Origin of the sequence: Enterococcus sp. AZ020, from assembly GCF_050499205.1 — a bacterium.
In the GTDB taxonomy this organism is placed as follows: Bacteria; Bacillota; Bacilli; order Lactobacillales; family Enterococcaceae; genus Enterococcus_L; species Enterococcus_L dunnyi.
Map to the genome: position 1 here is coordinate 2,738,675 of NZ_JBIPAT010000001.1, position 24,700 is coordinate 2,763,374.

A 24,700-nucleotide genomic window follows, 5' to 3' on the forward strand; every position below is an offset into this window, starting at 1 on the left:
CTCTTCAGAAAAAAGATAAAATCTGTATGTGACAGAAAGCGTCACAGACATATTTTTCTATTTTTCAATCAGAGTTGAACGAGCCTACTACACTTTTAAACAAATGGAGGAATTTCAATGCTGCATACTATAATCAAAGCGAACAGCTATCAGGATTCCATCGTATTGATGTTATTGACGAACAAATTAAATACGATTGATGGTGTTCATAATGTCTCTGTTATGATGGGGACTCCAGCGAATAAAGATATTTTTAAAACTGGTGGCCTATATACAGATGAATTAGAAAAAGCGTCATCAAATGATATGGTGATTGTTTTAGATATCGAAGATGATTCGTTGATCGATCAGGTATTATCAGAGATCGATGTATTTTTAGAAGAGCAAACAAAAGGCGGCGGAGATGGCGCTGGAGAAGAAGTTGCCAAAACTTGGGACAAAGCTTTTGAGTTAGGAAAAGAAGCTGGCGTAGCTGTATTCTCTATTCCTGGAACACATGCAGCACTTGAAATCGAACGAGCGTTAGATGAAGGGAAACATGTCTTTTGCTTTAGTGACAATGTAGCGATCGAAGATGAGAAGCGCTTGAAAGAAAAAGCGCATGAAGCTGGACTTTTACTAATGGGGCCAGATTGCGGTACGGGTATCATTAACGGTATTCCTGTAGCTTTCACAAATGCTGTACGTAAAGGAAAAATCGGTGTCGTTGGTGCTTCAGGTACAGGTATTCAAGAAGTAACAACGATTATCCATAAATTAGGCGGTGGTGTGACGAATGCGATCGGTACAGGAGGTCGCGATTTAAAAGAGGAAATTGGCGGTATCACGCTTAAAGACAGTATCATGACGTTGGAGAAAGATCCTAATACAGAAGTGATCGTAGTGATTTCTAAACCACCAGCAGCCCAAGTTCGTGATGAAGTACTGAACCTTTTAAGAAGTATTTCTAAGCCTGCAGTGACGATTTTCCTAGGAGAGAAACCAGGTGCACATGAAGAAAATCTCTACCGTGCATACACACTTGAAGAAGCTGCTCAAATCGCCGTTCAACTGTTGAATAAAGAAGCTGTTACACCAAGAGAAGAAAGCTTGAATGTACCAGCACATACGCTGAAACCTGAACAAAAATATGTGAAAGGTTTATACTCTGGCGGTACACTGGCTTATGAAGCAGCAATGCTCATTAAAGAAGGTTTACACTTATCAGAGGGAGAACATGCACCAGAAGGTTTCATTTTGAAAAATCAGGGGCACGAAATCATCGATCTAGGTGATGATATTTATACTCAAGGGAAACCGCATCCAATGATCGATCCAACAAAACGTAAAGAAATGCTGGAAGAAGTAGGAAAAGATCCCGAAACAGCTATTATTTTATTAGATGTTGTACTAGGTTATGGTTCCCATGCAAATATGGCACAAGAACTTGCTCCTACGATCAAGGAATTAAAAGTAGAAGCAAAAAATCAGGGAAGAGAATTGTTTGTCATTGGTACAGTTGTCGGCACTGACGAAGATCCTCAAGATATTCATGAACAAGAAACGATCATGAAAGAAGCTGGAGTGATACTTTGTGATAGTAATGCTCAAGCGGTTTGCATGGCGCTAGCAATTTTAGAGCACCCACTGACAGTAGAAGTAAAAGAAGTTTTACCGCAGTCAGCAGTGACTCCTGTTTCGATAGCACCATCTGAAGCAATGTTGGCGTTATTGACAAATCAAGGATTTATCAATATTGGCTTACGTAGTTTTTCTGAAGCAATCACAAATCATGGCGGTAAAGTCGTTCAATATGATTGGCAACCAATTGCAGGTGGAAATATCACACTACAAAAAGCATTACAATTTCTAAAAAAAGTAGAATTAGGCAAATAAGATTATCAAGCTATTCAAGCTATTAAAAGAAATACAGCTTGTTCAGCTTTAATGGAGGCTAACAAAAAATGTCATATAAAACAATCGATGAAGCAAATCAGGCAGTTGCAGCTAAAATCGTTGCCGGTTCTCCTTTTTTATTAGATGTAGTTCCGGCAAAATCAGTGATCAAAGAATTAAATCAAGGAAAAGTCTTGCTACATGCTGGACCGCCAATTACTTATGATAAGATGGTCGATCCTATTCAAGGCGCTTGCGTTGGCGCTGCCCTATTTGAAGAATGGTGCGATACTGAAGAAGAAGCTAGAGAAATGCTGGAATCAGGGGAAGTGAAGTTGATTCCTTGTCATCACGTAAATGCTGTAGGCCCAATGGGCGGTATCACATCTGCGAATATGGCGGTATTAGTCGTTGAAAACAAAACAGACGGTAATCGCGCATTCTGTACAATGAATGAAGGAATCGGTGCTGTATTGCGTTTTGGTGCCTATTCAGATGAAGTGATCACTCGTTTAAGATGGATGAGCGACACGTTGGCACCTGTCTTGAGTGCAGCCTTGAAAACAAAAGAAGATGGTTTGAATATCAACGTTTTAATAGCAAAAGCAATCGCTATGGGAGATGAATTTCATCAACGAAATATTGCAGCTTCATTGGCTTTCTTAAAAGAAATGGCGCCAATCATTGTTGGTTTAACAGATATCGATCAAGTGAAACGCGAAGAAGTTGTTCAGTTTTTAGCTGATACAGATCAGTTCTTCTTAAATGTGATGATGGCTTCGGCAAAAGCGGTGATGGATGGGGCTAGACAAATCCAAGAAGGAACGATCGTGACAGCTATGTGTCGAAATGGACATGAATTTGGGATTCGAATTGCTGGAATGGGTGATGAATGGTTTACAGGTCCAGTGAACACACCACAAGGATTATATTTCTCTGGTTTCAGTGAAACAGATGCAGCACCAGATATGGGCGATAGTGCGATAACGGAAACCTTCGGCGTTGGGGGCATGGCAATGATTGCAGCACCGGCAGTAACTCGTTTTGTCGGTTCAGGCGGCTTTTATGATGCATTGAATACAAGTGATGAAATGACAGAGATTTGTATCGACACGAATCCGAATTTCCCTGTTCCAACTTGGGATTTCAAAGGCATCTGTTTAGGAATCGATGCTAGAAAAGTTGTCGAAACAGGAATACTTCCTGTGATCAATACAGGAATTGCTAACAAAAAAGCTGGCTTAGGTCAAATTGGTGCAGGAACAGTCACACCGCCAATTGATTGTTTTGAAAAAGCCGTCTTAGCTTATGCGAAGAAGTTAGGTTTTACAGAATAATCCATTTAGAAGAGACTGGGACATAACTCTACAAGTTACAATCCAGTCCCTTTAAAAACGAATGAACGGTGGGAACAGAAGCTACTCCTTTTATTTCTAGGATCTGAACACTTCTGTCCCGACCTCTTCTAATGAAAAAGATAGATCAACTTAGACCACTTACTATTGTTGTTGAAAAGGAGGCAGCTTTAGCAAGCGTTATTTGTTATGCCTAAATATTCAATCTCGTTTAGTAAAATGACAATCAAGAAAATGGAGGAAGAAAAATGGCAAATCGTGTCGTGATCGCATTGGGAGGAAACGCGATCTTAAAACCAAATCAAGAAGCAACATTAGATGTACAATTAGAAAACGTAAAGCTTAGTGCAGAATTGATTGCTAAAATAGAAGAATTAGATTATCAAATTGTGTTGACCCATGGAAATGGTCCGCAAGTAGGAAATATTTTAAGACAAAATGAAGAAGCCAAAGATGTCGTTCCGCCATTCCCGTTAGATGTTTGTAATGCTGAATCTCAAGGGTTTATCGGATATATGTTGGAGCAAAGCTTGAAAAATTCTTTGGAAATAAAAGGTTTGACAAGTAATGTCGTTACTCTTTTGACACAAACAGAAGTTTCAGCAGAAGATGAGGCCTTTGAGCAGCCAAATAAACCAATTGGCATTTTCTATTCTGAAATAGAAGCCAAAAAGATGGAAAAAGAAAAGGGTTGGGTCATGATGGAAGATGCTGGTCGAGGCTATCGTCGTGTTGTACCATCACCGCAGCCAAAAGCGATTCATGGCGTAGACGCTATCGTTAAGTTATTAAATCAAAATACGATCGTGATTGCCGGAGGAGGCGGAGGGATTCCTGTGGTCCGCTGTCAAAATGGTTTACTGAAAGGAATCGAAGCTGTGATCGATAAAGATCGTACGGGTAAAAAATTAGCCGAGCAAATCGACGCAGATACATTCATGATGTTGACCGATGTAAGCAATGTTTATATCAATTACGGTAAAGAGAACCAAGAGAAGCTTGAAACGATTTCTGTCAGTCAAGCTCAGCAGTATATGGATGAAGGACATTTTGCTGATGGCAGTATGGGTCCGAAAATGGAAGCTGCGATTGCATTTGCTAAACAGGGAAAAACAGCGATCATTTGTTCATTAGAAGAGGCAGACCTAGCTTTATCAGGACAAGCAGGAACAAGAATCACAGGCTAAAAAAAGAAGTTGACCGAATCTTTCTGATAGGTCAACTTCTTTTTTTAATGTTGATTTGAACGTTCGGATAATTCTAATGCCAGGCGTAAGTTTAGGCTGTTGATAGGGTCTTGAATATTTTTGCCTAATAATTTAGCACAGTGATCGATCCTATATTTGATCGTATTTCGGTGTAGGTACATTTCTTTGGCTGTTTTAGAAATCTCACATTGAAAACTCAAGTAACATTTGAGTGTTTTTCTGAGCTCTATAAAGGAATCTTCAGTTGGATAAGCGAGCTCTTTCAAAGTCGTTTCGCAGAAATAATGAATGTCCTCGGCACTCATTTTTTCAAAAAGACTCTTCATTCCTTTAGGGTGATAGCGATGGATCAAAGGTGTCTCCGTCATCGCTAAAGTTTCTTCATAAGCGGTTTTTGCTTCAATAAATGAGCTGGCGATTTGTTCAGCCGTTTCATATATATTTCCTAAAGAAAAAGTAAGTGTGATCGGTAATTTATCAGAGAGTTCAAGCGAAATTTCCGGTAAGATCTGCTCCAAGTCATTGACTTTACTTTGGATCAGAATAGCAAGATGATTCGTGTTTTTTACTTTGAAAATACTTGTATGTTTTACTCTGTGCGGTAAACTTTCTTGAAGCCATTGAAAAGCAACATCACTTTCTTCCTGCTGGTACTTGATTTTTGTTGCGGTTGTGGTCGTTTGGCTACAGACGGCATAGACGATTTGGTATTGCGTGCTTTTCTTCAGTCCATAATTAGCACCTAAATCAAGCCAGTCACGTTGTACTTGGTGAGGTGTTTGCTGATGTTCGATCAGCTGACCTAAAAAATCACTCTTCAAAAGCTCAAGTGATTCTTGGACTTTTTGATTTTTGTACAGCATGAAAGACAGCACCAAGCAAGCCTGCTCCACTGCAAATTCAGACATTGGGTAAGGAACTTGTTCTGGGTTTAAAATCAATAAATAATGCGGAAAATAGGTATTGACTGTTACTGAAAAGCCTGCAATTTGAAGAGGGAGTTGATTTAAGTCATCGATAATAAATGAAGCATGACTATCTTCGTTCCAAGACTTGTATTTTTCAACTAATTGTTCAACGTAATATTCAGCAGGTTTAGACGTTTGGGTAAAGTGCTTAGAGTGTGCAATTACTTTACGATAAGGGCTCAGTAAAATCACTGGTGTGTTGATCATTTTTCCAAAGTCAGCAATGAATCGTGCGATACTGACATCATGGATCAGTAAGTCTGAAAAACGTTTTTGGATGTCTAACGCATAACTCAGTTGTTCTGTTTTTGTATCCCACAAATAATTCAAAAGTTGGTGCAACAGGGCGCCTAAAGGCTGTGTGCTAGGAACCTGAACGATTGGGAATTTGATTTTATCTGCATAAGCAACGACCTCAGGATCGATCGTTTCGATAAAACGCCCCACTTTGATTCCGATTCCTGCAGCTTCTTGTTCTTTCAAAGAATCGATCAAGGAAATGAGTGCTTGCTGATTGTCTTTATACACCATCGCAGTGGTTAGTAGAAAAATTCGTTTAGGGATAAAGTTAGCCACGTCAGGCGTTTCCGATATTTCAATACTTTCTACGATAGTATTTATCTGTGCTGGATGTGTCAATAGTTTTAAATCAGAAAAACGTGGTATTTTCAATAAATCTTCTAAAGTAGTCAATCAATTGCCTCCTAGAATATACAATAATGAGAATATCTCTATTGTAAATGATAGCGTATTCAGATTCAAGAATGGTTTGTGCATATTAACTGAATATTGTATGTTTTTGTTTAATAATGACAATGACTTTTGCGCATATAAGAGTACGATGGAAATAAAACGGAAAAGAGGAATAGTTATGTTTTCAGAAATATCAGTACCAAGTAGAACGATTATGACACCAGGGCCGGTAGAGGCACATCCCGTTGCTTTAAGGGCTATGTCAGCGTCTATTTTAGGTCAATTTGACCCATCTTTTCTTCAAATCATGGATGAAGTCAAGGAAATGATCAAAATTCCTTTTGGAACCAAAAATGAGCAGGCGTTTGCGATCGACGGTACTTCTCGATCTGGTTTAGAAGCGGCATTGATCGCATTGGTCGAACCAGGAGATAAAGTATTGATTCCTGTCTACGGTCGATTTGCTTATCTTTTAGGAGAGATATGCGAACGTGCTCAAGCAGAAATCCATTATCTTGAAAAAGAATGGGATGCGCCTTTTGAGCAGGATGAGGTCATTCAAGCAATAGCAGAATTTCAACCGAAAATAGTAGCAATGGTCCATGGTGAAACAGCTAACGGACAGATGCAGTCATTGGATAAAATCGGTCGATATTGTCGGGAAAATGATCTCTTTTTTGTCGTGGATATGGTTGCAACTTATGGTGGTGTACCTTTAGAAGTAGACGAATGGGCAGTCGATATCGCTATTGCAGGTACACAAAAATGTGTGAGCGTACCTTCTGGTTTAGCATTGATCACCTATAATAAACGTGTAGAAAAAGTATTGGATGCCCGTTATCAAAAAGAGCTAGGGCTAAGTAAAGATATTCGCAATGAAAATCATATCAGCAGCAATTATCTTGATCTAAGCCAACTGCAACGTTATTGGAGTGAGGAACGGATCAATCATCATACGGAGGCGACCAGTATGGTTTATGGACTGCATGAAGGTTTGAGAATGCTGATTCAAGAAGGCATGGAAAATGTTTATGCTAGGCATGCTTTGAATGATCAGGCAATCATTGCAGGCATAAAAGCGATGGGACTTGGATTTTATGGTCAATTGAGCACAAAGATGCCGACCGTCACACCGATCATGATTCCTGAAGGGATCGATGGCGAGAAAGTACGGGCATTGATGTTGGATGAGTTTGCTGTTGAGATTGCTTCTTCTTTTGGTGCTTTACAAGGAAAAGTATGGCGTATTGGAAATATGGGCTACAGCAGCCGTAAAAGTAATGTTCTTCATGTATTGTCGGCTTTAGAAGGTGCATTGAATTATTATGGCGCCGCTATTGCGAAAGGTGAAGCGGTAAAAGCTGCTTTGGCGATTTATAAAAAATAGCTTCACATAGTTTGTGTGAAAGAACAATTTATTGTTCGTTTTGCACAAACTTTTTGCTAAGTTTGTGAAAAGTAATGATGAACGAAAGATTGCTACCGCTTACAATTAAAGCGAATAAAGAAGTGATTTCTCTATATATTCCATAGCAAAATGCACAAACTTTGTCTAAAATCATATATAGAAAAATAACAGTTGGAGGAAAAGACATGGATGCAACGAATGAAAAAGTAAAGAGTTCAGGAATGGATTACTGGAAAAAGATTGTCATACTATTATGTGCCGGCTGGGTAACGATTTGGGTATACCGTTCGGCGTTATCACCTGCTTATCCGCAAATCAATGAGTCCCTTGGAGGGAATGTTTCTGATACTGCTTTAGGATTTATTTCTACTTGTTATTTCTTTGGTTATGTAGCGATGCAGATTCCAGCAGGATTTTTAGTAGATAAAATCGGAAAGAAAAAAGTCTTGATCCCTGGGTTTATCGTGTTTGGTATTGCAGCATTTTTGATTTCTCAAGCGACAAGCATCTCGATGATTTATTTTGGTAGTGTCTTAGCTGGTTTAGGTTGCGGATCATTTTATGGCTCAGCTTACTCATTGACTTCTCAAAATATTCCCCAAGATAAAAGAAGTTTTTCAACAGCGATCGTTAATAGCGGTTCTGCAGTAGGTTCGGGTTTAGGATTGATTTTATCAAGTTTCTTGGTTGTTCAATTACAATTTCCTTGGCAAACAATGATGTATATTTCTGTTGCGTTGATCGTAGTGATGTTGATCGCATTTATCGCAATTATTCGTAATAATAAAGAAGATGCTGAATTTTTAGCTCAATCTGCTGCAGCAGAAGCGAAAGTAAAAACGGAGACTGCAGAAGTGGTTGAAAAAGAACAAGTATCGATGAAAAAATTATTTTCACCAAAAATGCTATTTGCCTATATTCTATATTTCGCTACTTGTTATGCGTATTATATGACGGTTACTTGGCTGCCGAACTTTTTAGGTACAGAACGTGGCTTTGAAGGTGCAGCGATCGGATTTTCTGCTTCACTTGTAGCGTTTGCTTCCATTCCAGGGGCGTTGTTCTTCAGCCGTTTGGCAGATAAGTTTATGCATAAAAAAGTACAGTTTATTGTCGTTTTAGAATTTTTAGCAGCTGTCATGTTATTGTTGACAGTTCAAGCAACAAATTCAACATTGTTATTAGTCGGTTTGATTTTATATGGATTTTTAGGAAAGCTTGCAGTGGAGCCGATCATCATATCTTGGTTGGGTGAAAATGCTCCTAAAGTCGGCATCGGAACCACTCTTGGCGTATTCAACTTTTTCGGTATGATGTCTTCAGTCATTGCACCAACCTTGACGGGCTCTATCTCAGACGCAACGGGTTCAAAAGAAATGGGTTTTTATATTTCAGTTATCTTATTGGTAGCAGGAACAGCTTTATTCTTATTAGCGAATCTTAAGAAAAAAAAGGCTGAATAATTAAGTAAATAATGAAATGTGTTTAACTTCTGGAACTGAATAGTGCAAGGAATTTAGACACATCTTTTTATTATTGCTTACCATGCATCGTTCGATCGATTTTCTATTTTTATCCTACATTTTTTGAAAGCGCTTAAAAAGGAGGCGAAGAAATGACAAACCAAGATTATCAAATCACTGAATCCGAATTACAGGAATTTCGAAAGCGAGGATACAATGATGACCTATTGCCTAAGCCGTTATCTAAACGAATGATGGGCAAGCTGAATTACTTTACGCTATGGATGGGTTCTGTCCACAATATTCCAAACTATACAGCAGTTGGCGGCTTTTTATTTTTAGGCTTATCACCAATCAACATTATGCTGGCTTTAGTTTTAAGTGCACTGACGGTTGCGTTGTTTATGACATTCAATGGTCGTGCAGGTTCAAAATATGGGATTCCTTTTGCTATGCATTTACGTTCGACTTATGGCGATCTTGGCGCAAAATTACCAGGATTTCTTAGAGGCTGTGTCGCAGCGATTGCTTGGTTTGGTTTGCAAAATTACACTGGTTCATTAGCGTTACTGATTTTGATTGGAAAAATTTGGCCGGGCTTTTTAACATTAGGCGGAGGAACAACGATTTTAGGTATTTCAGTTCCAGGCTTGATCGCATTCACACTTTTTTGGGCGGTAAATATGTTGATCGGACTAGGTGGAGGAAAAATACTAAACAAGTTCACTGCGATTTTAAGTCCGTTGATCTATATTGTATTTGGCGGGATGGCGATTTGGGCAATTCGCGTCGCTGGAGGAATTGGTCCGATTTTATCTTATAATGTGGCTGGAGCAGCGCATAATATTTCGCCGATTTTTGTTTACTTCATGATCATGAATTCCGTTTTAGCAGTTTGGGCGGCACCGGGAGCTAGTGTTTCTGATTTTACACAAAATGCGAAATCGACCAAAGATCAAACGATCGGCCAAACTGCCAGCCTACTTGTAGGGTATGGAATTTTCGCTTTTTCCAGTGTAGCGATTTTGATCGGCGGTTCGATCCATTACGGGATTCAGGAATGGAATATCTTAAATATCGTTGATCGCTGGGAGAACTCATTTGCGATCATTGTGGCGATGCTGGTTTTCTTATTAACGACTGTTTCGACAAATGCCACAGGAAATATCATCCCGGCTGCGTACCAATTATGTGCATTATTTCCGAAAAAAATCGATTATAAAAAAGGTGTATTACTGGCAAGCATCATTAGTTTTCTGATCATGCCATGGAAGCTGATGGAAAATTCAGCAAGTATATTCATTTTCTTGAATACGATCGGTGCAGTTTTAGGACCTGTTGCCGGCACGATGATTGCGCATTATTATTTTGTTGAAAAGCAAACGATCGATTTGGATCTGCTTTATATGGATCAGTCGAAAGATAATAGCCATAATCGCTATAAGGGTCTAGATAAATCAGCATATGTCGCAACGATCGTAGCATTAGTTATTTGCTTGAGCGGTCATTTTATTCCAGCTTTTAAAGTGATTTCTGATATTTCTTGGTTAGCGGGTTTTGCTTCAGCGTTTTGTCTGTACCTTTTATTAAGAAAATTTTTGAAAAAATAAGTACGGTAAAGGTTAGAACAACTAGCTAAATGGATTGGATCGATTAGATGAAATTCTAACTGTTGAGCGTCATTTAGCTTTTAAAAATAGGAGGAACGAAGATGAGCTATGATTTATTGATTAAAAATGGGTTAGTGATTTTAGAGTCTGGTGAAGTCAAAACAGATGTTGCAGTGAAGGATGGTTTGATTGCCGCCATTGGTAATGATCTCGGTGAAGCTGAAAAAGTTATTGATGCATCTGGCTTGGTCGTAAGTCCAGGTATGGTGGATGCACATGTCCATATCACAGATCCAGGCGGTGGATATCGTGATCAATGGGAAGGATATATCACAGGAACAGCTGCTTGTGCAAAGGGCGGAGTGACTTCTTTTATGGAAATGCCGTTAAATCAAGTGCCTGCTACGGTCGATGGAAGGTCCTTAGAGATAAAATATGAATCAGGTAAAGAAAAATTAAAATCAGATGTCGGGTCATTCGGCGGATTAGTACCATTTAATTTGACGGGTGGCATTCAAGAATTAGATGATGGCGGCGTTGCAGCATATAAATGTTTTATGGCTACATGCGGTGATCGGAGTATCGATGGTGATTTTATGAATGTCGATGACTATTCTTTGTATGAAGGAATGAAGCAAATTGCTAAGACAGGAAAAGTGTTAGCAATTCATGCTGAAAATGCTGCGATTACTGATAGATTAGGAGAAATTGCTTATAAAAACGGAGAAACGACGTTAAAAGCGTACGTAGCAACTCGACCTGTATTTACAGAAGTTGAGCCGATCCGCCGAGCAATTTTGTTTGCGAAAGAAACAGGCTGCCGCATCCATATTTGCCATATTGCTTGTCCAGAAGGTGTGGAGGAAGTGACCAAAGCGAGACGAGAAGGTGTTGATGTGACGTGTGAAACATGTACGCATTATCTGTATTTTGATCTTGATGAGCTGGATGCGATTGGTCCTGTGGTCAAATGTTCACCACCGATTCGTGACAAAGAAAATCAAAAGGGCATGTGGGACAAGGTATTGGCTGGAGAAATTGATTTTGTGACATCCGACCATTCACCTTGTACGCCTGATTTAAAGGATAAAGAGAATGCTTTTGAAGCGTGGGGCGGTATTTCAGGTGTCCAAAACAATGTGGATGTCCTTTATGATGAAGGGGTTCAAAAAAGAGGAATGTCATTGAAACAATTTGCTGATATCATCGCTGCAAATCCAGCAGATCGCTATGATCTAACGCAAAAAGGACGGATCAGTGTTGGAAAAGATGCTGATTTCGTATTGATCAAACCGAATGCTCCGTACATGTTAAAGGCAGAAGACTTAGAGTATCGTAATAAAATCAGTCCATATATTGGTCGTGAAATCGGTGCACAAGTAATGCAGACAGTCTTGAGAGGACATGTTATTTATACTAAAGAAGAAGGAGTTTCATCAGGATTTGTTGGAGCTTTTATCAAAAAATAGAACTTTCAGTTTTTAAATGAATACTCAGTATAGGGTCAGACATTGTCATACTAGTTGTTAATGTCTGACCTCTCTTGTGTTTATCCTTGTGCAATATTTCTCAAGTAGTAAAGGTCGTGTTAGGCATGCTCGTTTAATAAAGGAGGCTGTGAATAATGAACGGAAAGAGCGAACGGAACGAAAGAGTACCTTACTGGAAGAAAATTATTTACATATTAACGATAGGCTGGATCGTTATTTGGATCTATCGAACGGTTTTGACACCGATTTATCCGATCATCAGTGACTATTTTGGCGGAGCAAGTGATGCACAGTTAGGGCACATTTCCAGCTTTTATTTTTTAGGCTATGTTTGTATGCAGATTCCTTCAGGGATATTAGTGGATCGAATCGGTAAAAAACAAATTTTGATTCCCGGCTTTTTATTGTTTGGACTGGGTGCATTGATCGTAGGAACGGCTCAAACGATCGGTATTGTCTTTTTAGGAAGTGTTTTGGCGGGGCTTGGTTGTGGCACTTATTATGGCGTCGCATATTCTCTCACAGCAGAGTATGTACCAGTGTCTAAGCGCAGCTTGGCAACAGCAGTTGTCAACAGTGGTACAGCGATCGGCAGCGGCTTAGGGTTGGTTTCTTCGAGTTATTTGGTTGGTACGGGAAAATTACCATGGCAGGCACTGATTTTTACAACGATCCTCTTGATTCTATTGGCAGTGCTCATGTTCAGTCGTTACATTCGAATGGAAAAACCTAAAAAATATACTGCAGTAAAAGACGAGCTTAAAATCAAAGAGCATCATTCAGTCAGGCAACTATTCAAACCAAGAATGATCTCTGCGTATATTTTGTATTTTGCGACCTTGTACACTTACTATTTGATCGATACATGGCTGCCTAATTTTTTAGAGACTGAAAAAGGGTTTGCTGGAACATCTGTTGGTTTGGCCTCCTCACTCGTATTTTTTACAGCAATTCCTGGGGCATTGGTCTTTAGTAGAGTTGCGGATGAAATGCCTAAGAAAAAAATCCAGTTGATCATTCTTTTGGAATTGTTAGCTGCATTTGTGTTATTTCTAACTGTGACGACAACAAATCAAACGGTTTTGGTGATTGGAATCATGGCGTATGGTTTTTTTGGTAAATTAGCAGTTGAGCCGATCATTATTTCATGGCTGGGAGAAGGGGCGCCTAAGGGAAGTATTGCTACTATGTATGGAGTGTTTAATTTTTTTGGAATGTCCTCTTCCGTGATCGTTCCATCGTTAACAGGAAAAATTTCTGATCTCACTGGAACAAAGCTATATGCTTTTTATCTTGCCATTCTCATTATTTGTATTGGAACCTTCCTATTTTATCTAATCAATCGGTTTGTAAAAAGCAAACCATAGTGAGAATATGCGATGGAATCAAAACTAGTTTTGTGTTTTTAGGAGTATATTAGATGAACTCTGACCTCATTTTCGTTATACTTGTTATAAGGAATGAGGTGGGCAAATGAAAAAGACAGAGAAAATCTATATGGTTCTTCAGCGTAAAACTCGTTCATTGGAAGAAATGAAGCAGGATATTATTGATTGGTTGAGCTTTTTACGGATCATGACAACGATTGAAAATTATTGTTTTGACAATGAAGAAGTACAAGCATTTAATTTAGCACTGATTACAAAGCGAATCCAAGGATGTACAGAAAAAGAGGATCTGTGGATCAAAATAAAAGGACAGGGTGGAGAATCCCAACTGCATATCTCTGAGCTTACCCTTCATGATCGAACAATTTTAGATAAGGATCTATTTTTTGCTTATCAGACGATGATCGAAGATTATCTTGATACTCGAATGGTCAAAAATGGTATTTACGGTTATATTCGATCTTTAGATGAATATTTGTATAATAATGTGGAAATGATCGAAAAGCGAACATTTGAAATGCCAGAGGAAATTGAGAAATTGCCGAAGCGTTATAATCGAAATAAAGAGGTCATCGTTGATTGTAACCAACTAGCGGGCTATGATATTTTCTTTAAAGGGTTGTGTTTAACTTCTTGCTGGAAGATGTACTATTCGGATCTTTTTTTTCAGATCATCCCTAAACCGATTTTTTTAGAGGTCCAGCAGGTACAGTCGATCACCGAGCTAGCGAATAATGTTCTTAAGATAACCTTATTCAATGATCCTTTTAACTGGGAGCTTTCGGTCAATCAAAAATATCAACGCTTATATCGAGATCAGATGGGGTATGATCAACTCGCGTGGAATAACGGGACTGGGGTTTTACGTCCGCCATACATTGAATATGCATTTGTTGAAGATGTTACACAAACCGTTCAGTATCAAAACCATTATTATCAGCCTGTTGAAAAAAAAGATGCCACATATTTTGTAACTAGAAGCTACGATGGTGTCCACCATAAATATGTTGAAAATCGTACAAAAGGAATTTTAAATGCGCAAGCTTATTTTCCTTGGATCGATGAAAAAAGCCGCAAGATGATGAATTATCGAGTGCTGAATCCTCAGATGGCGCTAGATGGTGGCCTTTCGGCGTATGAATTTTATATCCGACAGTTTTTAGAAATCAATGTTTTGGATCAGAAGTATGACGAATTCGTTTCTGTCTTACGTTTCTATTTACCGCAGGAAGCAATCAAAGAAGTTCCGTTAGAAGCATTGTGGGATAAACTGATCGATGTGAATATCAGTAATTTGAAACAAAAAGAGCGATCGACACGTTTTGATTTACAGAAGGCTAAAAATCATTTAAGAGTTGTCTTTTTAGATTACAGCTATCTAGAATCTGTCAACCAAACGATCGATATTAGTGAGTAAATAGAAAAGAGAGGTTGAGACAGAAGTGTTTAATCCCGAAAAATAAGAAAGAATTCACGAAAATTGTTTTCCAAATTTTTGTGAATTCTTTCTTATTTCCGAAGGGATTGCTTCTGCTCTCACCGTTTATCCGAATTACAGGTGTCTGAGATTTGACTCGCAGAGTTTTGGCCCAAACACTTTGATTCGTATAAACGATGAGAAAAAAAGCGGCTACTGTCCCATCCGCTTTTTTTAATGATGATCACTGAATGATTTGATCGCTATCAATGATGATTTCAGCTCCGGTGATGAAACTTGCTTCATCGCTAGCTAAATAAATGACCCATTTGGCTACATTTTCAGGGCTACCAAAATCAGGAAACTGAACATATTTTTTATAATAAGGTCTAGCAATAGGAAATGTTGTTTCTAATAATTGTGTGTTGACTACACTTGGACAAATTGAATTCACACGTATATTGTAGGGCGCATATTCATATGCTGCATCAAGTGTATATGAACGAAGGACCTCTTTGATTGCTGTGTAAGGATGGTGTTCATCTAAACCAACTAAGCCTTCGATCGTTGAAATATTTATAATTGAGCCGCAATTATTCGGCACCATCAAAGGAAGAATTTGCTTTGAGCCGTAAATAAAAGGATTGATGACTGTATTTTGTAAAGTATTAAAATCATCATTCGTTAAACTCAGAAGCATCTTAGGTGAAATAATACTGGCACAATTAACGAAGCAATCGATCTTACCATACGTTTTTATGATAAATGAAAGACTATTTTCCCAACTTTGTTGAGAATTGCTAGTATGCTCAAGAGCAATCGCTGTCCCGCCATTTTCTTTGATTTTAGAAATAATCGGAGTTAATTTCTCTAGATTTGTACTGGTACAGATAACGCAAGCTCCTTCTTTAGCAGTGGACAATGCGATGGCATTGCCGATAGTGCCTGCAGCTTCTGTAATCAATATGGTTTTACCTACTAATTTATTCATAAAAAAACCGCTATAATGAAGAACATTATAGTTATCCTTTCCGGTTATTTTAAACACATAATATTGGCATAAATTTATTAACTAGTATGGCTTAAGTGTAATATAATTTTTTTAGTTACGCCAATGATATAAACCGGAGAATTTTATAATAAAAAAAACGAATCAAAACGTTTTGTTTTGACTCATTTTTTTGTTTTAAGGATTAGTCTTGTGCAACGGGCTTTTTGACAATACCTAGAATAACGGCAGATACAACTGCACCGATTGCAATAAATACAAGATATAAAATAGGATGACTCAACAATAATGCGACAAAGATCCCGCCATGAGGTGCTAATAACCGAATCCCGAATCCGCCAACTAAACCACCAGCTAAAGCCGAGCCAACGACAAAGCTTGGAATGACTCTTAGTGGGTCAGCTGCGGCAAATGGAATCGCTCCTTCTGTGACAAAAGATAGCCCCATCACCAAATTCGTCAAGCCAGCATCTTTTTGATCTTGAGTAAATTTGTTTTTAAAGAGCAATGTTGCGATAAAGATCGCAAGAGGAGGAACCATCCCGCCGGCCATAACAGAAGCCATGATAATACTACCACCTTCTGTAACAGTTGCTGCGATCGATGCTGTACCAAATACATAAGCGGCTTTGTTGATTGGTCCGCCAAGGTCGATGGCCATCATTCCACCTAGTAAAACTCCAAGAAGAGCAGCATTTGTACCATCAAGACCTAATAAGAAACTGTTTAGCCCATCATTGATGATCTTCATCGGAATATTGATCAGTAACATCAAACCGCCAGTGATCAGTAAACCAAAGACTGGATAAAATAAGATTGTTTTGATCCCGTCTAGTGATTTAGGTAATCCTTTGAAGAGTTTTTTCAAGAAAATGATCACATAACCTGCTAAGAACCCACCGATCAATGCGCCTAAAAATCCAGCACCGCCAGTATTAGCTAAGGCACCAGCTGTGAAACCAACGATCAATCCAGGTCTGTCAGCAATACTAGAAGCGATAAAACCAGCTAAAACAGGTAGCATAAAGCCAAATGCGGCACCACCGATTTGATTGAACCAAGACGCAATTTCATTATAAGAACCTAAACTACTAAGTTGATCTTGAGGGACACCGATAAATTGATCGATCATAAAGGAAAGGGCAATTGCGATTCCGCCGCCGATAACAAATGGCAGCATATGAGAAACGCCGTTCATCAAGTCTTTATAAATTCGCGAGCCAACGGAACCATCGGCAGAGCTGTCTTCATCAGTAGCATCTGATTCTGTACCGTGAAAAATGGGAGCATTTCCACTAGTTGCAAGGTTGATCAATTCCTCTGTTTTACGAATACCATCACTAACAGGACGATTGACTAATTCTTTTCCGTCGAAGCGATTCATTTCAACTTTTTTATCTGCGGCAATAATGACACCATCTGCACGAGCGATATCTTCAGCAGTCAAACGATTTTTGATTCCTTCTGAACCATTCGTTTCAACTTTGATCTCAACACCCATTTGTTTTGCTTTTTTCTTCAATGCATCCTCAGCCATATAAGTATGAGCAATACCTGTTGGACAAGCCGTAACGGCAACCACAAATTTGCGAGTTGGATCTGCTGTTGCTTGATTCGATTCTGCAAGCTGTTCTTGTTTTTCTTCTGCCTCTTTTGCTTCTTCCGCAGATTGGAACAAGTTTTGTACGTCTTCTGGCGTTTTAGTTTCCTTCAATTTTGCAACAAAATCTGGATCGACCAGTAGACGAGATAAAGCTGCCAATGCTTGTAAGTGAGTATCATTTGCGCCTTCAGGGGCCGCGATCATGAAAAATAAGTAAGTCGGTTGACCATCGAGTGCTTCATAGTCAACACCTTTGCTGCTTCTTGCAAATAGAACAGTCGCTTCTTTAACTGCTTTGTTTTTCGCATGAGGCATTGCGATTCCATCACCTAAACCAGTAGAAGTTTGAGCCTCACGAGCTAAAATACCTTCTTTATACGTAGCGATATCAGAAATTCTGCCACCATCATACATCTTTTGAACCATTTCATCGATAGCGCCTTTTTTATCAGTCGCCTGTAGATCCATGATCATCACATCTTTGACAAGTAACTCTTTGATGTTCATAAAAATTCCTCCTTAATTTAAAAGCGGAACAAGCCGTTTAGCCTTGACAGAAAAATAGGAAAAAGAAAAGGTGGTGCTCTTTACCACAATTTCTTTTTATCTTTTTTCCGAAAGGCTGGCTTGTGCAGCTAGATAACAATAGATGCGGAACAGCTCGTTTAATCTTTTTCCCGAAAGGCTGACCTGTGCAGCACGTTTTCTTAAATATGTGTATCTTTTTAACAAATTCTTTTAATTGAATTTCAATAGTCAGCGGATTTTTTTCACTACAACTTCCGAAATCAATTCATTGATCAAATCAGCTGTTGCTAAATCATCTGAAAATGCTGTAGCACTTCCACAAGCGATTCCCCATTTAAAAGCTTCAACAGGGTCGTTGTTTTTAACAAAAGTACCAACGAATCCGGCGATCATAGAGTCTCCTGCACCAACAGAATTTTTCAAAGGACGTTTTAAGACATTTGACTGATAGATCCCATCTGAAGTAAAGAGTAAAGCTCCATCTCCAGCCATTGAAATAATGGCATGTTTGGCACCATCCTGTAATAAGCGTTCACCGAATGGCAAAATATCTTCAATCGATTGAAATTCAACATCGAAAAGCTCTGCTAATTCATGATTATTCGGCTTAACAAGCAACGGAGCTTGTGGCAAAGCATTAAGTAAATCAGCTCCAGTAGTGTCAATGATAAAGTCTGCCTCTTTTTCTTTGATGATTTGAACTAATTCTTCATAGAAACCTTGACGCAAAGAGGCTGGAGTACTGCCGGACAAAACAACGATGTCACCTGACTGAACATTTCCTAAAATCTGTTTCAATTCAAGCATTTCTTCGTTGCTGATCGTTGGTCCAAGTCCGTTGATCTCAGTTTCCTTTTCGGATTTTAGCTTGATGTTGATGCGAGTATCTTCTTCGACTGTTGTAAAATTAGTTTGAATGTTTTCTTTTTTTAGCCAGTCAGAGATGAAATTTCCTGTAAAGCCGCCAATGAAACCAAGAGCTGTAGATTCAGCTTGGATTCTTTTTAAAATACGTGAAACGTTGATTCCTTTTCCTCCAGGAAGCTTAAAGTCCGCTGTCATACGATTTAAATCACCCAATTTAAGATCATCGACATGAACGATATAATCAATTGAAGGATTTAGAGTTACTGTGTAGATCATTATTTTGCCTCCTTAATGGTTGTCTTTTTCTGAAATTGTTCCAAAATATCAGGTGAGCACTGGTTCGTCAGTAAACTCACTGCTTCAAGATCAGCAACCTTTGTGAAAGTTATTTTATTCAGCTTTGTTTGATCGATCAACACATATGCTTCTTCAGCATGAGTGATGGCCATATGTTTTAGTGCAGCTTCTTCAGGATCAGGAGTAGTCAAACCAAATTCTGGATGTGCCCCGTTCATGCCCATAAAAACTTTATTGAAGCGAAAACGACTGAGTTGTTCTAAAGCAGTCGAACCCACGATTGCTTTCGTTGATAATTTTAATGAGCCACCTAAGGTGATAGTGTTGACGTTTAAATCACCTAGTTTGGCGGCATGATGCACGGAGTTCGTAACAACAGTAATATTTTTGCCTGATAAAAAAGGCAGCATTTCTAAGGTCGTAGAACCAGCATCTAAATAAATGACGTCTCCATCTTGAACAAATGAACCAGCTAGTTTAGCGATTATCTGTTTTTCTTGCGTGTTTTTGACTGTTTTTTCCGTCATGTCTTGTTCGAAACCTAAATTTAAGATCCGCTTGGCGCCACCGTGAACGCGCTCCAATAATTCAACTTCTTCCAATTCTTTTAGATCCCGTCTAATCGTTGATTCTGATGCATCTAATAAAAGTGCTAAATCTTGTGATTTTACAATCGATTGTTGGTCAAGTAACCGTAAAATTGCTTGATGTCTCTCTTCTGTAAGCATTTTCACACCTCTTTCATTGACTATAATAGCATACTCAAATTCGTTTCGCAATCAAAAACGGTCAAAAACGGTCAAAAAAATTCTTGAACGTTCAAATGTTGCTAAGAGCAAATCTATTATTTGACAAGAGCACGCGTTCTTGGCTTAATGTAAATAACAAAATCGGAGGGATGAGTATGGGGAATCGTACGATATTACAAGGATTTGAATGGTATTTACCAGCAGATGGTCTTCATTGGCAGCGTGTGAAGGAGCTGGCAGAGAAACTACATAAATCGGGCTTTACTGGTATTTGGCTGCCGCCAGCTTATAAAGGAGCAAACGGGATCGATGATGTTGGTTATGCCCCTTATGATTTGTACGATTTAGGTGAATTTAATCAAAAAGGAACGATCTCAACAAAATATGGCACTAAGGATGATTATTTAGCGTGTATCAAATCACTAAAAGAAGCTGGGATCGATGTGTATGCTGATATTGTGTTTGATCATTTTATAGGAGCCGATGAGGAAGAAAACGTTTCTGCGGTCAAATACCGTCCAGAAAATCGTAATGAAAAAATCAGTGGAGAAGAAGAGATCACAGCATGGACGAAATTTACTTTTCCAGGAAGAAAACAAATGTATGACGATTATATCTGGACATGGAGAAATTTTTCGGGTGTGGATTTTGATGATCGCCGTAAAGACCACGGAATTTTTAATTTTGATGGGAAGGGCTGGAAAGACGATGTTGATAAGGAAAATGGGAATTATGATTACTTGATGGGCTGTAATTTAGACCTATCTTATCCTGAAACTGTTCAGCAGCTTAATAAATGGGGACAATGGTATCAAGAATTAACAGATGTTGACGGGTACCGTCTAGACGCAGTAAAGCATATTCAGTTTGACTACTTTGTTGATTGGTTACTAAATAGAAGAAAAGAAAAAGGTAGAGAATTGTTCGTAGTTGGTGAATATTGGAATGGCGACATAGAAAAATTACTCAAGTATATCGATCAATCTGGCGCATTGATTTCCTTATTCGATGTTCCATTACATTATCACTTATATGAAGCGGCCAATTCAAATGGTCAATACGATATGCGGAATATTTTTGAAGGAACGTTAGTAAAAGAACGACCAGAGTGGGCTGTGACATTTGTCGATAATCACGATACTCAAAAAGGTCAAAGTTTAGAGTCTTGGGTCGATGGATGGTTTAAAGTTCATGCCTATGCATTGATCCTCTTACGTAAGTCTGGAACACCTGTTGTCTTTTGGGGTGACCTTTTTGGTATTCCTAGTGAAAATGTAGAACCCGTTGGCACAAAACTGAACTTGCTGTTAAAAATCCGAGAATATTTAGCTTATGGAAATGAACTGGACTATTTTGACGATCCAAATGTCGTTGGTTGGGTCAGAACCGGGGTTTTTGAGAATGAACAATCAGGATTTGCTGTGATTATGACCAATGCTCAGTCTGGGCAAAAGAATATGACGATCAGTGCGATTCACGCTGGAAAAACCTTCATCGATATTCTAGGAAATAATACAGCAAAAATTATTTTAGATGAAAAAGGAGCTGGGGATTTTCCAGTCAATGGTGGAGAGGTCTCCATCTATGTGAATGAAGAAATGGCTAAAAAAATAATGAATAATGCATGAGCAAATGTATCAACTATACATTTCCTTTTACTAGTGAAACAATTTTGGCAAAAGTATTGTAGAAAAGGAGAAATTCCTCAAAATCAGATAGAATGTTTCTATAGAATATGCTAAAGTTAATAAGTACTAAAAAGTGTTTAAAAGGAGAATGGAAATGAAAAAAATGAAATTGGGGCTTGTTTTTGTTGTTATGGGAATGCTATTTATTAGCGGATGTGGAAACACAAGTAACAAATCAGCGAGTAGCGATACTAAGACTAGCAGTAGTAGTCAAAAAGAAAGTTCAGAGTCTTCTACTAGTGAGAAGCTAGAATCTTCTTCAAGTGAGAGTCTTGAAAAAACAGATGAGTCAGGCAACTCTAAAACATTTAAATTGATGATCGAAGGTGCTCAGTCTCAGGTTCCTAATTTGAAAAAACAATATGAGGGAATGTACTCAGATATTTCAATCACTGAAGGAGAAGACAGTACGATCGTTTATACGTACACATTTGCAGAACAATCTGTTGCAGACGTTGATGCAGAAGCGTTGAAGCCAACTTTGGTCAAAGGCTTGAAACCAGTGATCGATGGAGCAAAAGCAATCATCCCGGATGTCAAGATCCGAGCTATTTTCTTAAATCCTGATGGTAGTGAGGTTCTAAATTTGTTGATCACTCAAGAAGATACAGATAGTATTACTACGGAAGAGTAGCAAACATTATTACAACTTAATCCCTTTACATTTTGCTGAACTGATCAAAACCTATTGGTAATAATCAGTTCAGCTTTTGTGTTTTTTTTGGTATAATAGATAAGATTGAAAAAAGAGAGAGGACGTTGATGATGGCACAAGAAAACGCCTTGATCCAAGGTATGAATCCAAAGCAAAAAGAAGCTGTTTTGCATACAGAAGGCCCATTATTAGTTATGGCTGGAGCAGGAAGTGGAAAGACGAGAGTGTTGACCCATCGTATCGCTTACCTGATCGAAGAAAAAGATGTGAATCCCTGGAATATTTTAGCGATCACTTTTACCAATAAAGCCGCAAAAGAAATGCGTGAACGGGTAGGAAAACTACTTAAAACTGGCGGAGATGATGTATGGGTTTCAACATTTCACTCGATGTGTGTTCGGATTTTGCGAAGAGATGTAGATCATATCGGTTATAATCGTAATTTCACGATCATCGATACCTCTGAACAGCGAACATTGATGAAGCGAATTTTAAATGAATTGAATATCGATGTGAAAAAATACGATCCACGTTCGATCCTAGGAACTATCAGTAATGCCAAAAATGAATTACAGACTCCTGAAAAAGTCGAAGAATTGCAAGGCACACCCTATGAAGAGGTTGTGGCCAAATGTTATAAAATGTACCAAAAAGAACTTAGAAATAATCAATGCATGGATTTCGATGATTTGATCATGAATACCATTCGTCTTTTCAATGAACATCCAGATTCTCTCGCATATTATCAAAATAAGTTCCATTATATCCATGTCGATGAGTATCAAGATACGAACCATGCACAGTATACCTTAGTCAATATGCTGGCTGCCCGTTTTAAAAATCTGTGTGTCGTTGGTGATGCAGACCAAAGTATTTATGGCTGGCGTGGCGCTGATATGCAAAATATCTTGGATTTTGAAAAAGATTACCCAGATGCTAGTGTGATTTTACTTGAACAAAACTATCGTTCAACAAAAAAAATCCTTGATGCTGCAAATAATGTCATTAAAAATAACCGTAATCGTCGGGATAAAAATTTGTGGACGGAAAATACAGATGGTGAAAAAATCGTTTATTATCGAGGGGACAATGAACGAGATGAAACGCAATTCATCGTTGGTCAGATCCAAAAAGAAATGCGTGAAAAAGATCGAATCTATGGTGATTTTGCTGTATTATACCGCACGAATGCACAGTCGCGGGTCATGGAAGAAATGCTGTTGAAGTCGAATATTCCTTATACAATGGTTGGTGGACACAAGTTCTATGATCGTAAAGAAATCAAAGATATTCTAGGATATCTAAACATTATTTCTAATTCGATGGATTCACTTAGCTTTGAACGTGTGGTCAATGAACCAAAACGAGGCATTGGTAAAAGCTCAGTTGAAAAATTGAGAAGCTTTGCCCAAATGCATGGCTGGTCTTTACTAGAAGCTGCTCAAAATGTCGATTTAGCGAATATTACTGGTAAGGCTGGAAAAGAATTAGGTAATTTTGGCTTGATGATCCAGGATTTAACACAGATGATCCCTTACTTGACGATCACAGAATTAGTCAAAGAAGTCTTAGAACGCAGCGGCTATCGTGAAGAATTAGTGAGACAGAATAATTTAGAATCGCAAGCACGTCTTGAAAACTTGGATGAATTTTTGACCGTAACACAGGAATTTGATAAACGCTATGAACGCCAAAGTGAAGAAGAAGCGGATGCACCAGAAGAAAAATTAGCTGTTTTCTTGAATGATTTAGCGTTAGTTTCCGATTTAGATAATCTTGAAGAAAGCACTTCTCAAGTAACGTTGATGACCTTGCACGCAGCGAAAGGGTTAGAATTCCCAGTCGTCTTTCTGATTGGAATGGAAGAAGGCGTCTTTCCACTTTCCAGAGCGATGCTGGAAGAAAGTGAGCTTGAAGAAGAACGCCGTCTTGCGTATGTAGGGATTACGCGAGCAGAAGAAATTTTATATATTTCGAATGCCTTTTCTCGGACTTTATATGGTAAAACGCAATATAATCGTCCTAGTCGTTTTTTAGATGAAATCGATGAAGAATTGATGGACCAGCAAGGTTCGATCGCAGCACCAAAAGCGCCAGCAAGAACCTTTGAACCAAAAGTCTTTAAACCTGCTTATACGCAGCCGACGAGACAGCCGGTGACGGACAAAGTGGCAAGCGGCGGTGAAGCAATGGCGTGGAAAGCCGGCGACAAAGTAAAACATAAAGCTTGGGGCACAGGAACTGTGGTTCGAGTGGGCGGTACAGCGAAAGACTTGGAATTGGATGTGGCATTTCCGGAAAAAGGAATCAAACGATTACTGGCGGCATTTGCTCCGATTGAAAAAATATCTTAGGTTGTGCAAAATGGACATCAGGAAAAAGAGAGAGTCATTGTGAAAAAACGAGTCACGAAGTCAATTTTCTATTTT

17 protein-coding genes are annotated in these 24,700 nt (G+C 38.7%); 12 read left to right on the forward strand and 5 right to left on the reverse strand.

The features are described from left to right. Window positions 1-117: 117 nt before the first annotated feature. The 3 genes from fdrA to arcC all read left to right on the forward strand — a co-directional run bounded on the left by fdrA (window position 118) and on the right by arcC (window position 4,417). Entirely contained in the window at window positions 118-1,875 is a 1,758-nt protein-coding gene (fdrA, locus tag IGI58_RS13170) for an acyl-CoA synthetase FdrA (protein WP_429953048.1), read from the forward strand. Between the two features lie 68 nt (window positions 1,876-1,943). Beyond that, entirely contained in the window at window positions 1,944-3,212 is a 1,269-nt protein-coding gene (locus tag IGI58_RS13175) for a DUF1116 domain-containing protein (protein WP_429953047.1), read from the forward strand. A gap of 266 nt (window positions 3,213-3,478) precedes the next feature. Continuing rightward, the gene (gene arcC / locus IGI58_RS13180; protein ID WP_429953046.1) at window positions 3,479-4,417 is read left to right on the forward strand and encodes a carbamate kinase; all 939 of its coding nucleotides are present in this window, start codon (window positions 3,479-3,481) and stop codon (window positions 4,415-4,417) included. A gap of 44 nt (window positions 4,418-4,461) precedes the next feature. On the opposite strand, the gene IGI58_RS13185 is transcribed toward arcC, so the two are convergent. After that, on the reverse strand, window positions 4,462-6,099 hold the full coding sequence (locus tag IGI58_RS13185; protein ID WP_429953045.1) for a PucR family transcriptional regulator: 1,638 nt from the start codon (window positions 6,097-6,099) through the stop codon (window positions 4,462-4,464). Between the two features lie 178 nt (window positions 6,100-6,277). Between IGI58_RS13185 and IGI58_RS13190 the strand changes: the two genes are divergently transcribed. From IGI58_RS13190 to IGI58_RS13215, 6 genes are all read left to right on the forward strand, one after another. Further along, the gene (locus IGI58_RS13190) at window positions 6,278-7,486 is read left to right on the forward strand and encodes a pyridoxal-phosphate-dependent aminotransferase family protein (protein ID WP_429953043.1); all 1,209 of its coding nucleotides are present in this window, start codon (window positions 6,278-6,280) and stop codon (window positions 7,484-7,486) included. Window positions 7,487-7,692: 206 nt separating this feature from the next. Next, the gene (locus tag IGI58_RS13195) at window positions 7,693-8,970 is read left to right on the forward strand and encodes an MFS transporter (RefSeq protein WP_429953042.1); all 1,278 of its coding nucleotides are present in this window, start codon (window positions 7,693-7,695) and stop codon (window positions 8,968-8,970) included. A gap of 152 nt (window positions 8,971-9,122) precedes the next feature. Continuing rightward, window positions 9,123-10,580, forward strand: a complete 1,458-nt coding sequence (gene allW, locus IGI58_RS13200) for an allantoin permease (protein WP_087639498.1) — start codon at window positions 9,123-9,125, stop codon at window positions 10,578-10,580. A gap of 101 nt (window positions 10,581-10,681) precedes the next feature. Then, on the forward strand, window positions 10,682-12,049 hold the full coding sequence (gene allB, locus IGI58_RS13205; protein WP_429953041.1) for an allantoinase AllB: 1,368 nt from the start codon (window positions 10,682-10,684) through the stop codon (window positions 12,047-12,049). Window positions 12,050-12,204: 155 nt separating this feature from the next. Beyond that, the gene (locus IGI58_RS13210; RefSeq protein WP_429953040.1) at window positions 12,205-13,437 is read left to right on the forward strand and encodes an MFS transporter; all 1,233 of its coding nucleotides are present in this window, start codon (window positions 12,205-12,207) and stop codon (window positions 13,435-13,437) included. Window positions 13,438-13,543: 106 nt separating this feature from the next. Continuing rightward, complete coding sequence (locus IGI58_RS13215; protein ID WP_429953039.1) at window positions 13,544-14,875, forward strand: hypothetical protein; 1,332 nt, start codon at window positions 13,544-13,546, stop codon at window positions 14,873-14,875. A gap of 244 nt (window positions 14,876-15,119) precedes the next feature. Here IGI58_RS13215 and IGI58_RS13220 read toward each other — a convergent pair whose 3' ends face one another. The 4 genes from IGI58_RS13220 to IGI58_RS13235 all read right to left on the reverse strand — a co-directional run bounded on the left by IGI58_RS13220 (window position 15,120) and on the right by IGI58_RS13235 (window position 19,907). Beyond that, window positions 15,120-15,866: an SDR family NAD(P)-dependent oxidoreductase gene (locus tag IGI58_RS13220; RefSeq protein WP_429953038.1), complete on the reverse strand. Its 747-nt coding sequence runs from the start codon at window positions 15,864-15,866 to the stop codon at window positions 15,120-15,122. 202 nt (window positions 15,867-16,068) lie between these two features. Next, on the reverse strand, window positions 16,069-17,994 hold the full coding sequence (locus tag IGI58_RS13225) for a PTS fructose transporter subunit IIABC (protein WP_225532954.1): 1,926 nt from the start codon (window positions 17,992-17,994) through the stop codon (window positions 16,069-16,071). Window positions 17,995-18,243: 249 nt separating this feature from the next. Beyond that, window positions 18,244-19,158 (reverse strand): 1-phosphofructokinase, encoded by a 915-nt coding sequence (pfkB, locus tag IGI58_RS13230; protein WP_225532955.1) that lies wholly within the window; start codon window positions 19,156-19,158, stop codon window positions 18,244-18,246. Then, the gene (locus IGI58_RS13235; protein ID WP_429953037.1) at window positions 19,158-19,907 is read right to left on the reverse strand and encodes a DeoR/GlpR family DNA-binding transcription regulator; all 750 of its coding nucleotides are present in this window, start codon (window positions 19,905-19,907) and stop codon (window positions 19,158-19,160) included. Before IGI58_RS13235 ends, pfkB begins: the two co-directional genes overlap by 1 nt. Before the next feature lie 176 nt (window positions 19,908-20,083). On the opposite strand from IGI58_RS13235, the gene IGI58_RS13240 reads away from it, so the two are divergent. The 3 genes from IGI58_RS13240 (at window position 20,084) to pcrA (ending at window position 24,625) form a co-directional block, all read left to right on the forward strand. Then, the gene (locus tag IGI58_RS13240) at window positions 20,084-21,556 is read left to right on the forward strand and encodes an alpha-amylase (RefSeq protein ID WP_429953035.1); all 1,473 of its coding nucleotides are present in this window, start codon (window positions 20,084-20,086) and stop codon (window positions 21,554-21,556) included. A 154-nt stretch (window positions 21,557-21,710) separates the two neighbouring features. Continuing rightward, the gene (locus tag IGI58_RS13245) at window positions 21,711-22,250 is read left to right on the forward strand and encodes a hypothetical protein (RefSeq protein WP_429953034.1); all 540 of its coding nucleotides are present in this window, start codon (window positions 21,711-21,713) and stop codon (window positions 22,248-22,250) included. A gap of 131 nt (window positions 22,251-22,381) precedes the next feature. After that, complete coding sequence (gene pcrA / locus IGI58_RS13250; protein ID WP_429955292.1) at window positions 22,382-24,625, forward strand: DNA helicase PcrA; 2,244 nt, start codon at window positions 22,382-22,384, stop codon at window positions 24,623-24,625. Window positions 24,626-24,700: the final 75 nt, after the last annotated feature.

Bases quoted from the DNA above. Each gene is read 5' to 3' on its own strand.
- IGI58_RS13210 (WP_429953040.1), top strand. From the start codon at position 12,205: ATGAACGGAAAGAGCGAACGGAACGAAAGAGTACCTTACTGGAAGAAA.
- IGI58_RS13190 (WP_429953043.1), top strand. From the start codon at position 6,278: ATGTTTTCAGAAATATCAGTACCAAGTAGAACGATTATGACACCAGGG.
- pfkB (WP_225532955.1), bottom strand. From the start codon at position 19,158: ATGATCTACACAGTAACTCTAAATCCTTCAATTGATTATATCGTTCAT.
- IGI58_RS13215 (WP_429953039.1), top strand. From the start codon at position 13,544: ATGAAAAAGACAGAGAAAATCTATATGGTTCTTCAGCGTAAAACTCGT.
- IGI58_RS13240 (WP_429953035.1), top strand. From the start codon at position 20,084: ATGGGGAATCGTACGATATTACAAGGATTTGAATGGTATTTACCAGCA.
- arcC (WP_429953046.1), top strand. From the start codon at position 3,479: ATGGCAAATCGTGTCGTGATCGCATTGGGAGGAAACGCGATCTTAAAA.
- IGI58_RS13245 (WP_429953034.1), top strand. From the start codon at position 21,711: ATGAAAAAAATGAAATTGGGGCTTGTTTTTGTTGTTATGGGAATGCTA.
- pcrA (WP_429955292.1), top strand. From the start codon at position 22,382: ATGGCACAAGAAAACGCCTTGATCCAAGGTATGAATCCAAAGCAAAAA.
- IGI58_RS13225 (WP_225532954.1), bottom strand. From the start codon at position 17,994: ATGAACATCAAAGAGTTACTTGTCAAAGATGTGATGATCATGGATCTA.
- allB (WP_429953041.1), top strand. From the start codon at position 10,682: ATGAGCTATGATTTATTGATTAAAAATGGGTTAGTGATTTTAGAGTCT.
- IGI58_RS13235 (WP_429953037.1), bottom strand. From the start codon at position 19,907: ATGCTTACAGAAGAGAGACATCAAGCAATTTTACGGTTACTTGACCAA.
- IGI58_RS13195 (WP_429953042.1), top strand. From the start codon at position 7,693: ATGGATGCAACGAATGAAAAAGTAAAGAGTTCAGGAATGGATTACTGG.
- fdrA (WP_429953048.1), top strand. From the start codon at position 118: ATGCTGCATACTATAATCAAAGCGAACAGCTATCAGGATTCCATCGTA.
- allW (WP_087639498.1), top strand. From the start codon at position 9,123: ATGACAAACCAAGATTATCAAATCACTGAATCCGAATTACAGGAATTT.
- IGI58_RS13175 (WP_429953047.1), top strand. From the start codon at position 1,944: ATGTCATATAAAACAATCGATGAAGCAAATCAGGCAGTTGCAGCTAAA.
- IGI58_RS13220 (WP_429953038.1), bottom strand. From the start codon at position 15,866: ATGAATAAATTAGTAGGTAAAACCATATTGATTACAGAAGCTGCAGGC.